Source organism: Johnsonella ignava ATCC 51276 (assembly GCF_000235445.1).
GTDB classification, from domain to species: Bacteria; Bacillota; Clostridia; order Lachnospirales; family Lachnospiraceae; genus Johnsonella; species Johnsonella ignava.
Genome location: NZ_JH378832.1, coordinates 65,665 through 81,031, shown reverse-complemented (window position 1 = coordinate 81,031; position 15,367 = coordinate 65,665). Strand labels below are relative to the sequence as shown.

Annotated in this window: 14 protein-coding genes; 7 read left to right on the top strand and 7 right to left on the bottom strand. The window is 33.4% G+C overall.

Going from position 1 to position 15,367, the window contains the following annotated elements:
* Nucleotides 1-121 precede the first annotated feature (121 nt).
* From HMPREF9333_RS06285 to HMPREF9333_RS06270, 4 genes are read left to right on the top strand one after another with little or no spacing between them, the layout of a single operon-like run.
* Complete coding sequence (locus tag HMPREF9333_RS06285) at nt 122-718, top strand: TetR/AcrR family transcriptional regulator (RefSeq protein WP_005540662.1); 597 nt, start codon at nt 122-124, stop codon at nt 716-718.
* Nucleotides 715-1,314 carry an MptD family putative ECF transporter S component gene (locus HMPREF9333_RS06280; RefSeq protein ID WP_005540661.1) on the top strand — a complete coding sequence of 200 codons (600 nt, stop codon included), beginning with the start codon at nt 715-717 and terminating at the stop codon, nt 1,312-1,314. The genes HMPREF9333_RS06285 and HMPREF9333_RS06280 overlap by 4 nt, the downstream gene beginning before the upstream one ends.
* Entirely contained in the window at nt 1,314-2,009 is a 696-nt protein-coding gene (locus HMPREF9333_RS06275; protein WP_005540660.1) for an energy-coupling factor transporter transmembrane component T family protein, read from the top strand. Before HMPREF9333_RS06280 ends, HMPREF9333_RS06275 begins: the two co-directional genes overlap by 1 nt.
* Nucleotides 1,994-3,439 (top strand): ABC transporter ATP-binding protein, encoded by a 1,446-nt coding sequence (locus tag HMPREF9333_RS06270; protein ID WP_005540659.1) that lies wholly within the window; start codon nt 1,994-1,996, stop codon nt 3,437-3,439. Before HMPREF9333_RS06275 ends, HMPREF9333_RS06270 begins: the two co-directional genes overlap by 16 nt.
* 155 nt (nt 3,440-3,594) lie before the next feature.
* Here HMPREF9333_RS06270 and HMPREF9333_RS06265 read toward each other — a convergent pair whose 3' ends face one another.
* Nucleotides 3,595-4,140 (bottom strand): flavodoxin family protein, encoded by a 546-nt coding sequence (locus tag HMPREF9333_RS06265; protein ID WP_005540658.1) that lies wholly within the window; start codon nt 4,138-4,140, stop codon nt 3,595-3,597.
* Between the two features lie 142 nt (nt 4,141-4,282).
* Between HMPREF9333_RS06265 and HMPREF9333_RS06260 the strand changes: the two genes are divergently transcribed.
* Nucleotides 4,283-4,615 (top strand): winged helix-turn-helix transcriptional regulator, encoded by a 333-nt coding sequence (locus tag HMPREF9333_RS06260; RefSeq protein ID WP_040882454.1) that lies wholly within the window; start codon nt 4,283-4,285, stop codon nt 4,613-4,615.
* 51 nt (nt 4,616-4,666) lie between these two features.
* Here HMPREF9333_RS06260 and HMPREF9333_RS06255 read toward each other — a convergent pair whose 3' ends face one another.
* The 6 genes from HMPREF9333_RS06255 to HMPREF9333_RS06230 form a co-directional block, all read right to left on the bottom strand.
* A complete protein-coding gene (locus HMPREF9333_RS06255; protein ID WP_005540654.1) occupies nt 4,667-4,879 on the bottom strand; it encodes a hypothetical protein in 213 nt (70 codons plus the stop codon).
* Between the two features lie 20 nt (nt 4,880-4,899).
* Nucleotides 4,900-6,006 (bottom strand): site-specific DNA-methyltransferase, encoded by a 1,107-nt coding sequence (locus tag HMPREF9333_RS06250; RefSeq protein ID WP_005540653.1) that lies wholly within the window; start codon nt 6,004-6,006, stop codon nt 4,900-4,902.
* Nucleotides 6,007-6,021: 15 nt separating this feature from the next.
* The gene (locus HMPREF9333_RS06245) at nt 6,022-6,822 is read right to left on the bottom strand and encodes a type II restriction endonuclease (protein WP_005540652.1); all 801 of its coding nucleotides are present in this window, start codon (nt 6,820-6,822) and stop codon (nt 6,022-6,024) included.
* Nucleotides 6,823-7,098: 276 nt separating this feature from the next.
* A complete protein-coding gene (locus HMPREF9333_RS06240) occupies nt 7,099-7,899 on the bottom strand; it encodes a class I SAM-dependent methyltransferase (RefSeq protein ID WP_005540651.1) in 801 nt (266 codons plus the stop codon).
* Nucleotides 7,900-8,088: 189 nt separating this feature from the next.
* Entirely contained in the window at nt 8,089-9,864 is a 1,776-nt protein-coding gene (locus HMPREF9333_RS12235) for an RsiV family protein (RefSeq protein WP_005540650.1), read from the bottom strand.
* Nucleotides 9,865-10,006: 142 nt separating this feature from the next.
* Nucleotides 10,007-11,491: a helix-turn-helix transcriptional regulator gene (locus HMPREF9333_RS06230; protein ID WP_005540649.1), complete on the bottom strand. Its 1,485-nt coding sequence runs from the start codon at nt 11,489-11,491 to the stop codon at nt 10,007-10,009.
* A gap of 213 nt (nt 11,492-11,704) precedes the next feature.
* Here HMPREF9333_RS06230 and HMPREF9333_RS06225 point away from each other — a divergent pair, with 213 nt between their 5' ends.
* Nucleotides 11,705-12,796 carry an AAA family ATPase gene (locus tag HMPREF9333_RS06225; protein WP_005540648.1) on the top strand — a complete coding sequence of 364 codons (1,092 nt, stop codon included), beginning with the start codon at nt 11,705-11,707 and terminating at the stop codon, nt 12,794-12,796.
* 118 nt (nt 12,797-12,914) lie between these two features.
* On the top strand, nt 12,915-15,260 hold the full coding sequence (locus HMPREF9333_RS06220) for a DUF5682 family protein (protein WP_005540647.1): 2,346 nt from the start codon (nt 12,915-12,917) through the stop codon (nt 15,258-15,260).
* Nucleotides 15,261-15,367: the final 107 nt, after the last annotated feature.

Genomic DNA, 15,367 nt, shown 5'->3' with positions numbered 1-15,367 from the left:
GAAATTTAAGTGCTTTTTTAATATTAATTACATCCCAAAATTGAATATGTCTATTGACAATGGAGTTAGACAATGCTAACATATAATTATCGAGTAATTCCTCAATAAAGGGAGAGAAAATTTGTCAAGTAAAAGATTGTCAAAAAATGCGAGGGAAAAACAAATTCAAAATGCGGCAAAAGAAGTTATTTTGAAAAAAGGTTTTTTTAATACAACAATGGATGATGTAATTGTATGTTCGGGTATGTCGGTTGGAGGTGTTTATCACTATTATAAAAATATCTATGAGATTTTTTATGACCTAATGTCTCAGGGACTTGATTATGGTGAGGAGAGAAACTTTTTGAAGATAGGAGAAAAGCATAATTTAGAAACCTTTGTTGACTTTATGCTAGATAAAATTTTTGATGATAATGAATACAAAGAATTATTCGCAATCCTTTTAGAAGGGATTGCAAGAGATCAAGAGTTGTTAGGAATATATAAAAAACTGAATATTAAATATATTGATATTCTTCATAGAGCGTTTAAAGATGGCGACATATCAAATGATATATTAGATGATCAGTTTTTAATATTCTTCACACATTCTTTGCTAATAGGGTACGTATCGTTTGAACCTTTAGGAGGAAAAGAATCATTTAAAAAGAACAAAAATATAGTAAAGAAAATGATTTTATTGTATTTAAATGAATTTCAAAGGAGGAAAGATAAATGAAATTAAAAGATGTTATTACTGTCAGTTTACTTGGAGTTGTGGGCTTTGTAATTAGTATGGTATCAGGAATGATAACACAAGTCTTTGGAACCTATGGAGTTTTTGTACATGTTTCAATAGGCAGTTTGTTATGTGCTCCTGTTTATTTCGTTATGTGCCATAAAATTCCTAAAAGAGGAACGATTTTTATTTACTATTTATTAGCAGGTATTATTTATTCACTTATGGGATTTATTCCAATGCTCCCTATTATGGCTGTAGCCGGTCTTTTGGGGGAACTTTGCATAGGTAATAGAGAAAATTATATGAATGACGGTAAAATCAGTATTTCATATGTAATCTCTCAAGTTATTTATGCGTTACATGGTTTTTTCTTTATTCTTTTTTTAGGAGTAGAAGGCTTAACAAAAACTTTTCCAAATTTGTTTACAGTAGAAAAAGCTCAGATGGTAAAAGACACTTTCTTCAATTCAAAGAATATGGCAATCATACTGTCTGTGGAAGTCATTGCAGCTATTTTAGGAACAATGCTTGGTAAATATATTTACAATAAGTTTTTTAACAAGAATATCAAAAGAGAAGGAATGTTATCTTGATGTTTGTAGATAATGTAAAAAGGAAGATACAAATCAAACCAATTTCAATCGGAGTTCTTATGGTTATCTATACAAGCATTGTGTTTTTTAGCACAATGCTTGTATATTGGTTGATGTTACTGTTTAGTTTTGTATTGCTTATTGCCGTAAAAAAGAAAAAATCAATTTCACTATTCATTTTCTATATTATTTTATTTGGATTGATCTCATTGGTTTCAAGTAAATGTACTATTTCAGGATGGATAGGATCGATTTATACAATGGGACTTATTATTCTTAAGCTTTTTCCTTTATGGACTTTAGCGGTTATATTATCAAGTTTTGGTACATCGGCAATTATATATTCATTAAGAAGCCTTCAATTGCCAATTTCATTATGTATTGGGGTAGCTATTTTTTTTCGATTTATCCCGGAATATAGAGCATATTTATCAGAAATAAATGAAGGCTTAAAAACCAGAAATATGGGACTTAGTATTATCAGACCAATTCATAGTTTAGAAATTTATTTAGTCCCTATGATTTACAAAGCATTTGAAACAGGAGAGATTCTATCCTGCGCTTTAATTACAAAAGGAATTGAATATGATTGCAAAAAAACTTCTTATGAAGATCTTTCTTTCACATGGAAAGACTATGGCATTATTTTAGTTGGACTTGTATTTTTGGGGATTACTATATGGAAAAAATTATAAAAGTTGATATAGAGAATTTTTCATACGGCGGAGAAACTATTTTACAGGACATTCATTTTTCTGTAGAGAAAGGTGAATTCATTGTTATTACAGGTTTGTCAGGTTGTGGAAAAACAAGCTTATTAAGATTATTAAATGGTTTAATTCCAAACCTATATGAGGGGAATATAAACGGAGAAATAAATATATTAGGTAAGCCTGTTTCTGATTATAAAAAGGGAGAAATTGCGAAGTACGTGGGTAATGTTTTTCAAAATCCCAATGATCAATTTTTTGCAAAAGAAGTGGAAAATGAAGTTGCACTAATTGGAGAAAACATGGGAATGGACCGTCCATTGCTACACAAAAGAGTGCAGAATGCCTTACAAGAAATTGGTATTGCTGATTTAAAAAACAAAAAAGTAAGAGAAATTTCTGGAGGACAAAAGCAAAAAGTGGCTATCGCTTCAACTTTGGTATTTGACAGTGAAATTATTTTTTTCGATGAACCTTCAGCGAATCTTGATTATAAAGCAATAAATGATCTTGAAAAAATTTTGAAATATTTAAAGGAACAAGGTAAAACAATAATTATAGCAGAACATAGATTATCATATTTAAGTCAGCTATTGAATCGCCTAATCCTTCTTAAAGACGGAAAGATTCAGGCGATTTTTTCATCTGAAGAACTAACGGCTGATGTCAAACGTGAAAATGATTTGCGTTCTTTTAATAATCAGAATTTAAAATCGACTATGGAAGATCCTGATAATTATCAGATGATAAGTATTGAAGATGTTTATGTCTCTAATAAAGGATATAGTTTGAAGGAACCTGTTAATTTTACCCTAAATCTTGGTGAATGTATGGCTTTAATAGGTGAAAATGGCATAGGGAAGACAACTCTTGCCAAAGAGCTGACAGGTCTTATACCAATGCGAAAAGGGAAGACATCTTATGGTCAGTCTACAAGTAGCAGGTTGTCTAATGTGGCAATTAGCTTACAAAATTGTAGTAATATGTTTTTTTGTGAGACTGTTGAAAAGGAACTAATCCCGAAAGATAAAAATAAAGATCAACAATATTTAGCAGAGGTTAAAAAGTATCTGATTGAAATGGAATTATGGGATAAGAGAATGTTAAATCCACATGATTTATCGGGCGGAGAAAAACAAAGACTAGCACTTCTTATAGCATTCCTTAAAGATTCTAAGTTTATTATTTTGGACGAACCTACGGCAGGATTGGATTATAGAAGGATGGTGCTTGTTGCGGATGCCATTAAGAAAAAAATCAGAAGCACCCCTGTTATGCTTATAACACACGATATAGAACTTATGTTTCAAACTTGCAATACGGTCTATTTACTTTCCAAAAATGGAAATAAAAAGATAAATGTTCGAGGTAATGAATTCAAAATATTAGATTTTTTTAAGCAAAATAAGTATTAGAACAATAGAAAACTAAAAGCGATTAATCATGGATTTAATTATAAAATATGTAAAAAAGAAAGAAAAGGTCAATATTTTGTGTCTATTATACCGGCTATTTTAAGTGTTTGCAAATCTGATTTCCTATGTCCAAAGATTATAGAAACGTTATAGAATTAAATTTTTTCAGCAAGAGCTGCAGCCTGTTTACAACCGTCAGTTTTCTCAATATCTCCCTCATTTTGTACACCGGTTATAAGTACCTCACCTACCATATGCCATTTTAATAGAGCGGCAGTACGTTCAATAGGAATCCGTACACCGTCCATAACGGACATATCGTCTTCAGCACAGCAACATATAAGACCGCATCCTTTTCCCGTAACATTTTCACCATCCAGATAAAAAGGGAACGTCTTGTCTATAACCGCTTTGATTTTTGCCGGGATAGAGTACCAGTAAACAGGCATTGTATAGATGATTGTATCCGCTTTCAAAATTGCCGGAGCAATGGAATTGAAATCATCATCAAAAGAACAGGCTTTTCCACTCTTAAAGCATGTTTCACATGCATTGCATCCATCCACATTTAAAGAAGTTGCATCAAATACGGTAATACTATGTCCTCGCTCTTTTGCTGCGTTAATAAAAGCTTTTGTCATAGCAAGACTGTTTCCGTTTTTTCGTGGACTGCCGGTGATAACTACAATTTTTTTACTCATAATATTTTCTCCTGTTTCTTTAAATTGACTTTTAATAATGTCTATATTAAAATTATATATATAACAAGAATTATAGCAAGTACGCACATTGAGGTGTGATACTTACAATGATGTTCAATACTTACCTATTGGAGAGTTTAAAATGTGTGAAAAACATGTTTCTTCCGAGTGTATAAATTCTACAGGATTTAGTTATACATTATCGTTAATCAATGGCAAATATAAAATGTCTATCCTATATGCTTTAATGTCATTTGGTGTGGTTCGCTTTAATGAGATGAAAAAATATATAGGGGGAATTTCTTATAAAACACTGAGCTCTGCCCTAAAGGAACTTGAGGCTGACCGTCTTGTGCATAGAGAAGAATACCCACAGATTCCGCCGAAAGTAGAGTATAGTTTAACGGAAAGAGGGAAATCCCTCATTCCAATTTTAGACGGAATGTGTGAGTGGGGCAATAAAAACAGGCTTTAAGGATATTACTGTCAGCAAAGATTGGAATTTTTTATTACAATTATAACCTCATTATTTGTTAAACAATAAGGTTATAATTGGCAATAAACTTCCAATAACTGCAAGCATTAAATATTTCTTTTCTTTATCTTGAGAAAAATAATATCCTAATGCACCGCCGATTGAAAGTAAGGCAGGTGAAATTACAGCAAGTATTTTAGGGAATTTATTTGATGGATTTCCTGAAAGATCTATCTGTACCGTTACTATTTCCGGTAATACCATATAACAATAAATACCTAAAATTATAAATCAATAATGCATATATCTTTAAGATTATCCCGTTTTCCTGTTAATACATCTATTGCTACTTTTGATTTATCAATTCCTATAACATATCTATTATTATCAATTCCGGCACTCAAAAAACTGGATGAACCACAAAAACAATCCATTATAATTGATTTTTCATTTGATGATTGCTGAATTATCATAGATAACATTTCATAATTTTTTTCTGTTGGATATATTGGGTACTGCGGATCTTTATAATTTTTCCAAATATCTTGAATTTTTTTTCCTTTATGTTCATCTGAAAATTTCTTAATCCTGGGAATACCATTTTTAGACCATTCTATCAAATTGTTATTATCCAGTTCTTCTAATTCATTAGGACTGCATCTCCAATGTCTCCCTTTAGGTGGCAACATTCCTTTCCATTCTTTTCCGGTATCCCCATTTTTTGTTTCTCCAGGTGCATGACAAGGTACGGTTGTGTAGTGGCGACCGTTTTTATCTGATTTTGGAAAAGATTTCTTTATTTCTTCTATTGTAAGTGGTACTAACACATTATTAAAAATATTTTTTTGTGGAACTTTTGAGTAAACATATAGAACATCTTTTTCATTACCATAAGCTTTTCTTTTGAAATTCTTAGGGTTAGATTTTACTCTTGTAATATCATTAACAAAATTATCAATTCCAAAAATTTCATCCAAAATTATCTTAATATAATGTCCAACTTTACAATCAATATGAAAATATAAAGTACCTTTATCGCTTAGCAGTTTTCTTATAACAACAATTCGTTCTCTTATAAATTCCAGATAGTCCTCAAAAGACATTTTATCACTATAAGCAACTATATCATTTTTAGAGGCACTAACCGTTGAAGTGTTGTATTCACTATAATAAAAATCGGAGTTTGTATTAAATGGCGGATCTATATACACTAAGTCTATTTTATTTTCGAATTCGTCCAATAAAGAAATCATCACATCAAAATTATCTCCATGTATAAAGATACCTGTATTATTTTCTTTATTAATAAAAATTTTATTCCCTCTTTTTTGCTGTATTAAATTTTCTATTTCATCCAGAGCCTTTTTGTTATCGTAATAAAGCTTTATCATGAGCGACTCCTTTATTTATATTGAATATAAATAATCTCTAAGTAATACTGCTGAAATGATAATATCATCATCACCAAAGTTTTCAGATATCATTGTATACATCTTGTTTCTTGATTTTATATATAAAACTCCGTCTAAAATATCAATGGTTTTCACCTTATTATTTGTATTTCTAAATTTAGATTCCATTGTAGATATAGCATCTACAAATTGTGCATTTTGATGACCACCAAAATCGGTTAAGAATTTGGCTTCTGCTAAAATATAAGTATTATTAAATTTTGCTAAGAAATCTAATCCTTTATTTCTATCATATCCCAGGTATTTATTTGCAAAAAATTTCATATTTGAATCAGTACCATTAAATACCATATTTTTCTTAGCTTTTAAAAATTCATTTTCTGATGTTGTTATTTTACATCCTAAAGCCCCTGTATCTATCCAATTTTTAAATAATGGTCCTATTTGTCTATTAGTTTCTTTTGGCGCTGTTGTTTTATTAAATATTTCATCCAATCCCATCTCATAAAGTATACCGGTTATTCTAGAAACAGTATTAGGATTTCTATCTATCGCCGATTTATCTCTTTTCAAATAGGCAACATAAGAATCTTTTATTGGAAAAATATTTTGAGACAATAAAAGGTTAAGTAATTTTTTTGAATCTTTATTATTAAAATAGTTGGTTATTTCGCTAATTGTTTTGCTGCTTAATTCTCTTCTTAAATTAACCGACATAGGATATATTTTAAACAATAAATCTAAATAATTTCTTTGATTTGCTAATTCAATACTTTTTTTAGTCCATATATTCACCGTTATTCTCCTCGTATTTGTTGTTCTTGCTCACATCTTAAATTCTAAAATTTTGGATATAGTTTTATCTAAAATATCTTCATTATTAATAAAGATATATGTTTACAATCTCCGTTAAAATCCAAGAAATAAACTTAAAGGCAATGTCTTTATGTGCAAAAGTTCCGTCATCACTTCATGGTTTTAGAAGCAGACTTTTTGAATTTGTACTATATAATAGTAATTATAAGACGTTAAACTTTTTGTGTCTATAGTTATATACTACCCCCTATCATATCATTCCTGTTTATCATATCTGCACATAATAAGCCTGTTGTTCATAAGATAAACAACCGGTATAAAGATTTTAAATATACCCCTGATCTTTTTTTCTAATTCCTTTGTAAAGTTGATATATCCCGTTTGCTTTAATTTCGGATTTAAGGAAATAAGCTCCTTGCCGTTTGTTACTCCGAAATAATATTCCGAGTTTGTCCGTTTTACCGATTTATTGGTTTTTGCTTTATTGACAAGCCTTGTTGAGAGGCAATCAAGATATAAATCAAAGGAGTCGAAGTTATCTGTAAGTATATTTAAAAACTCTTTAACCTGCTCCGGATGAAAATACATTATAACACCTTCGGAAATTATCAAAAGCTTTTCTCCATTTGTACATATTTCCTTTGTCCAGCTTGCATCAAGGGCGGATTTTTTAATAAATTTTATTCTCTCATTCTCATTAAAAAATTTTTTTCTTATTTCTATAACTTCCGGGAAATCCACATCATACCAGTGTATTTTTCCGTTATCAATTCTTGTCAAACGTGTATCCAGACCTGAACCTATGGAAACTATATGGCAGGTAGGGTATTTTTCTATAAATTTTTTAATCTCATCATCTATTACTTTAGCTCTTGCCACAATCCCCAAGTGTGCCATCTTATCCTCCGAAAATGATGTAAAATCATAATCTATCATATTTACCATTTCTGCCGATTTTTTATCATTCAATATCGGTTTTTCAGCAGAATAATCTCTTGCTCTGGCATCAAGTGTTATAAGCATTGTTTCCATAACGCCTTCAAGTTTAATTTTCATTGCATCTTCTCCTTTGACTTTAGTTATGTATTACTAACCTATAGTTGTAAAGCTCCTTTGCTCAAAAATTATACTTTTACTTCAGGTATATATCAACATAAATTTTTAATAAGACTTTTTTAATAAAAAACTGCCTTTGGAAAATTTTTATTTCCAAAAGCAGTTTTTGTCTGTTAAAAAGTATATTTACTATCCGGCGAATACTATACCTTCAAATAACTGGTTTATATCCACTCCGCCGACCTTTGTTTTATAATATTCTTCGTCTTTGTTAATGGTAATCCTGTAGAGAGGACCTTTATAATCCTTAAGTGATATATTTTTAACAGAGAAGTATTTGTCAAAGCTGCCGTCTCCATTGTCTGTTTTTGTAATGTTTACGTCATTTTCATCTATTATTCTCACATCAACCCAGTTTTCGCCATCGCTGTATAGAAAAAGCAGATAAGAGTTTTCAGGTATAACTGCAGATTTTTTGACATTTCCTTTTTCATCAACTTCCTCACATTTAACATCTTTTAAGGTGTGCAGAACATGATTGCTTGTAACCTTGTAGCGATCTTCATTAGATTCAGGGCGACCATTTTTTCCTACATACCATTCCTTTGCTGCAAAGAAAGTACTTAACAGCTGTGCCGATATTGAAGCCTGAAATGACTGCGTATCTGTAAAAGTTTCTTCCAGCCATTTATAAGTGTTTCCGTCTTCCGACCAGTAGGTTGTTATAGATGCCGGACTGATATAAAAGGTGTCATCTGTCATATTATAATTCATAGTCGAAAGATCTACTACTGAGAGAGCTTCATAGTCTCCCTCCTGTTCCGAAAATAAATACAGATAATATTTTCCGTCTTTTTTTATAACATAAGTTGAACCGTCATATCCATAGATTCTTACACTTTTTTTATCTCCTGCAAAGACTTCCATGCCGGTGAAGTAGATATCATTATCTTCATACACTTTTTCTTTTAAATTCTTAACACGCACCGGCTCTCTTTTTCCTTCATTGTTTATATCCAGATCTATAACCATATCTTCCGTTAGTAAAGGAAAAACGTAATCTTTTTCTTTATTGACATACTTGTCGTTAAACATATCTTTTGCCTGATCAAAATATACAGTAATGATTTGAACTCCTGATGCGTATGCACCTAAGGTGTATGTATTAAAATACACGCTGACTCCTTCCGCATTGACCGTCCATACAAGATCCTTGTAGTTACTGTCCTGCATATCTTTTACATACTCTGAAGGCATTGTCAAATTATCGTCAGGATAATTCTCCTTTATTTTATTATCTGCCAAACCAAAGAAAGCTGAGGTATCTTTTACAACATCTGTAAACTTAATTTCTTCTCCCGTGTTAGTATCATAATTATGTGAACTGTATTGATATCCGGGATGCACTCCACCGTAGTCCGCAACACGGTAATCAAGTATGCTGACTATGTTTTTGTCAGATCTTATTACATAGACATCAGTTTCATCGCTAAGCATAGGATGATTGTAAAAATATGACGGACTATCTTTTTTAAGATCTTCACAACAGGCAGCCATTTCTTCACGAGCCTTGGCAATATTTGCATCCGCTTCTTCGTTATATTTATCAAGTGCCTTAGCAAGAGGTTTGAATTCTTCTGAATCGTTCTTTAAGCACAGGTGAGAAATTTCCGAGATATACAGATAATGATCACTGTTTTTATCTACATAGATTTGACTTGTCTTCTCCAGAATAATATGAGGAACTTCCGACACCTGTTTTACTTCTTCTTTATCTTCACTGTTTTTCGATTTTTCACGTTTTTTTGTTTCCTTTTTGTTTTCCTTGTTACTTTCCTTTTCACTATTTTGTGAGGCATTTGTCGTATCCGTAGTATTTGTATTATCCGATTTTACACAAGCGGCAGATACAAGCATAAGCAGACCTATGGCTACCGAAATTAATAAGCTTCTTTTATATCTCATGTTTACCCTCCTTAAATTTTAAAAGACTTTTAAAGCTTTTTTTATTTTTTGTCATAGTAGCCCGAGATTATTATTTTGTCCCCCTTAAAGCTATCCGTTTTACCGGGATTTCCCCAATATTATCTATCGGATAATAGGGGATTTACAGTTCTGTTTTGCTATTGTTTTGCATTAAAGTGCAGTATCTGAGCATAAGCTTCATAGAATTTACAGATAACTTGCTGTAAATGTTTTGGTTATGGTATCTTAAAGTACTCTCTTTTATATTTGCTATTTCTAAAATTTCTTTTGCGGTATGCCCTTTCCTGTACAAATCAAATATCTTTTTTTCAGTTTTTGTCAGTGTACTTATTCCCTCTAAAAAGCTTTTGAAATTATCGGGATCTATTTCTTTTTTTCTGTCATATTCAAGTCGTTTGACTTCCTGCTTTAAAGCAAGTATTTCTTCACTATATGCTTTTTGCTTTTTTTCATTCTCCGTTTTTAAAAAAGCAAAAAAGTCTTTTATTTCCTGCGGCAGATTCTCATTTTCTTCTTCCGATTGTCCTTTTTTAAATCTTTCTATGCTTATAAGTAATTCTTTAATGCAGCTATTACTTAAAAAAAAGGAACTTATAATTATAAAGAGTATTATAAGACAGAGTAAAGCCGAGATTTTTATTATATTTCGGCAGGTTTCAGCTTTATATTCTTTCCTGCTTATCATTACATATAATCTGCATGAACCGGATTTGTCAAATAAAGAGATATCTTTTGAGTTGCCGACATTATCAATATTATTTCCTTTATACGAATAGAGATTTTTTGAGATTTTTTGACTTATAAAATTCATGTTCCGATCATTATAAGATTCTTTGCCGCTTTTTAGGTCTATCGCCGGACTAATGTCCTGTTCACCTGTTTCATTAAGTGCATTTTTTGAAAACAGCAATATCGTATATGATTTTAAGTCCGTGTTTTGAATGTATTTATCCTGAAAAAAGCTTTCGTCTATTTCATATCCGCAGATACCATATATTTTTTCGTCATTTCCATAAATTTTCCAAAGTAAAAATACATTTTTATCTGATATGATAAGCTCTCTGGTTTTATCTCCTGCTTTAAATTCATCAAAAATTCTTTCATCAAAGTCAGTTTTTAGGATACTGTTTGATATACTATCTTCAGTTTGATACGCATTTTCAGAGCTTTTATAAAAAAACTCTTTATTTTCAAGCGATGTATTAAGTATAATAAAAAAGGCTGAGCATTCATTACGGAACATTTCCGGTTTAAGTGCAAGTGAAAGTCTTTTTTTCAGCTTCTCCATATTTTCCTTTGACATCTTAAGATCATCAAAGCTCAGGTTTTCGTCAGAAAGAAACTCCTCTATAATCACCCGTGATTCAACTGCCGTACCATCGCCTATACCGGACAATGTTTTAAAATGCAGTTTAAGCTGAAGCTCATATATATCCATCAGTGTATTAACCGAATTGACGGTTCTGTTTTCTGTGTATTTAAAACTGAAAAATAATCCCGAAAATGATATAAGCATGGTTAATGCTGCAAGTCCGAGCATATTAAAAAACAACTTTTTGCGTAAAGATTTTAACGAAAACAGTGTTTTTATAGAAATCAATTTCATATCACTTCCTCACTTAATAAAATTGGTATGTCTTTTGAAAATTATACTGCTTAAAGGATATTTTTGCTACACATTTTAAAAGATATATTCTGCATCTTGTCCATTTGTAAGTAAAATGGTAAACTCATACTGCAAATAAATTATATGCCATATAGTTTTAGGATTTTCTAATATATCAGAATCATAATACACTGTGGCTGAATGGAGAATTAAATGTCTGATAAAAAGCTTCAGAGACTGCCTGCCGAGCAGTTATTTAAAAATGAGATAGATGCACTTATAAATGATGAAAAATATCCGGTACCTTCCGGCTGGAGGATGTCTCCCAGATCGGTGCTTAAATATATATGTGGCGGAAGAGCGGGAAATGTTGATATAGTACCCAAGTATATAGGTAATGAAAGGCTTGTAGAGATAGCGGTTGCAACACTTGTTACCGACAGGGCTCTGCTTCTTATAGGTGAACCCGGTACTGCAAAATCATGGCTTTCAGAGCACCTCAGTGCAGCTATAAACGGGGATTCTACAAGGGTGGTACAGGGAACGGCAGGTACTACCGAGGAACAGATACGATATTCATGGAATTACGCAATGCTTATAGCAGGCGGTCCTTCAAAGGAGGCTATGGTACCGAGCCCTGTATATCGTGCTATGGAACAGGGGGCGATAGCAAGAATTGAAGAGATATCACGATGTGCTTCGGAAGTACAGGATGCTCTTATATCACTTTTATCTGAAAAAAGGATATCGGTGCCTGAACTTAATATAGAGATACCGGCACAGAAGGGATTTTCAATAATTGCAACCGCAAATACAAGAGATAAAGGTGTAAACGAGATGTCCGCCGCATTGAAAAGACGTTTTAATATAGTAGTGCTTCCAAGCCCTGCAAGCATAGAGGCTGAGATGGATATAGTAAGAACAAGGATAGATCAGCTTGCAGGAAGCCTTGATTTAAATGCAAAGCTTCCAAAGGATGAGGTGCTTAAAAAGGTATGTACTATATTTAGGGAATTAAGGCAGGGAGAGACTCTTGATAAAAAGCAGAAATTAAAGACAACCACAGGCGTGCTCTCAACCGCTGAAGCCATATCACTGCTTGCAAACAGTATGGCACTTGCCGGAAGCTTCGGGGATGGCAATATATCCGACAGGGATCTTGCGGCAGCTTTGCAGGGTGCGGTGGTAAAAGAAGAAGGCAAGGATTCAAAGGTATGGGAAGAGTATCTTGAAAATATAATGAAAAAAAGAGGCTCAGGCTGGCTCTCGCTGTATAAGGAATGTAGAGAGCTTAATGATGTATAACTTAGTATGAAAAATCTATATGTCGGAGTCTTTGAATTTACAGAAAATTTTAATAAACTCAATGTGTACAGCTGTTGTATAGCGGTACAAATACATCTAAACAGGAATATTTAAACCTATGAAAAAAATACAGGATAACCGGGATATAATAAAAAACTGTAATTTATCTCCAAGATCTGATAAAGCAAAGCCTCATGTATTTGGGATAAGGCACCTCTCACCGGCAGGTGCTTATTATCTTAGAAAATATCTTGACAGAATAAAGCCTAAGCTTGTACTGATTGAAGGTCCCTCCGATTTTAGCAGTTTAATCCCTGAACTTGGCAGTAAAAAAGTAAAGCCGCCTGTGGCAATTATGGCATATACTTCACAACCGCCTGTAAGAACTATACTTTATCCGTTTGCAGTATATTCGCCGGAATACCAGGCGATGGTATGGTCGGTTGAAAATAATGTAAAGTGCAGTTTTTGTGATCTGCCTTCATCAATCTTTTTAGGGATTGAAAAATCAAAGCAGGATAATTTGAATAAAGAGTCGGGTATGGAGCCGGTGTCCGAATCTTTAAATGAATATGTGCACAGGCGGCTTGACGAACTTTCTACAGACGGCAGCAATGAGGTTTTTTGGGAAAGAACGATGGAGCAGGCTGCATCCGAGGAGGCATATATGGAGGGGGCGGCAGCTTTCGGCAATAACTTAAGGCAGCTTACCCTTTCAAATACCATAGATGATGCAAGGAATATAGTTAGGGAATCATATATGCTTCGTACAGTCTGCAATGCTTTAGAAGACGGTATAGAACCGCATGAGATAGTGATGGTTGTAGGGGCCTTTCATATACAGGGTATACTTTCCGATTGTATGCCTATGGAGGACAGTGAATTTAAAATACTTTCAAAGCTTGAAAGCAGTATAACCCTGATGCCATATTCATATTTCAGGCTGTCAGAGCGTTCAGGTTATGGTGCAGGAAATAAAGCGCCGGCATACTATGAATTGTTGTGGGAAGGATTAAATCGTTGTGAACCTGGTTATGCTCCTGCAAAATACTTTGCGGCTTTAGGAGCATTTTTAAGAGAGCACGGTTCGCATGTTTCTTCAGCGGAAATTATAGAAGCAATACGACTTTCACATGCACTTGCAAAAATGCATGGAGGCAGCATACCCACTTTAAGGGATATAAAGGATGCGGCAGTTACATGTATAGGTCATGGGAATTTTTCAGAGATAGTGCTTGCAGTGGCTGATACCGATATAGGCACGATGATAGGCGAAATACCTGAAGGACTTAGTTCAACCTCTATACAGTCCGATTTTAACAGGAAATTAAAGGAGCTTAGACTTGAAAAGTATAAAACTCTCGTTTCACAGGAGCTGAGTCTTGATCTGCGTGAGAATCTGAGGGGAAAATCAAAAGAGGCGGCTTTTATAGACCTTGAACGTTCATTTTTTTTGCATAAATTAAGGCTGCTTAATATAGGATTTGCAAAAGTCCGTGAAGTAAAGCAGGAAAAGGCGACATGGGCAGAGCATTGGCTGCTTCAGTGGAGCCCCGAGTCCGAGATAAGGATAGTTGAAGCGGTGCTTAAAGGAGATACTGTAGAGCTTGCCGCAGCTTTTGAGATAAATGAGAGATTAAAGGAGGCTTCAAGTATATCGGAGCTGGCAGTACTGGTAAATGAAGCCTTTTACTGTGGTATGTCTAAAAGTCTTGAAAGTGCATTAAATGTGCTTCAAAAAACTGCCATTGATGCAGCCGCAGTTGATGAAATAGCAAAAACCGCAGCCGCACTTTCACCGGCGATTTTATACGGGGATATCAGAAAACTTGACAAAACCCCCATAGAGCCTATACTTTCACAGTTGTTTTTAAGGGCATGCCTTATACTTCCGGGTGAATGTACCTGTGATGATGAAGCGGCAAAAGTTATGGCAGATGCAATTATAACACTCCATTCAGTTTGCATAGAACATGATTTTCTTGATAGTGCAAGATGGAAAAAGACACTTTTTGAGATTTCGTCAAGAGATGATTTAAATACCAGACTTTCAGGTCTTTCAGCAGCCATATTACTTGAAATGGGCAGTATGGATAAGGAGGAGCTTGGAATTGAGGTTGAAAGAAGGCTTTCAAAGGGGATTCCGGCAGAGCTTGGAGCTTCATGGTTTGAAGGACTTGCAATGAAAAATCGTTATGCCCTTATCGCCAGACTTAGTTTATGGGAAAAATTAAGTTCATATCTTGATACACTTGATGATGATGAATTCAAACGTTCTCTTGTGTTTTTAAGGCGTGCTTTTGCAGATTTTTCTTCTGAAGAAAAATACAAGATAGCGGAAAATCTCGGTGAGATCTGGGATATAAATCCTGTCCGGACGGCAGAGACACTAAATTCCATGTTAAAACCGAAAGAGCTTGAGGACATATCAGGGCTTGATGATTTTGACTTTGGAGATATATAGCTAAATATGCTGCCTGTATCTGACGGCTGTGAAAAGGATGTATAATATATGGATTATACAGACAAGGTGTGAAAACCGCAGACTCCAGGGAGAATACCAACCGTGAA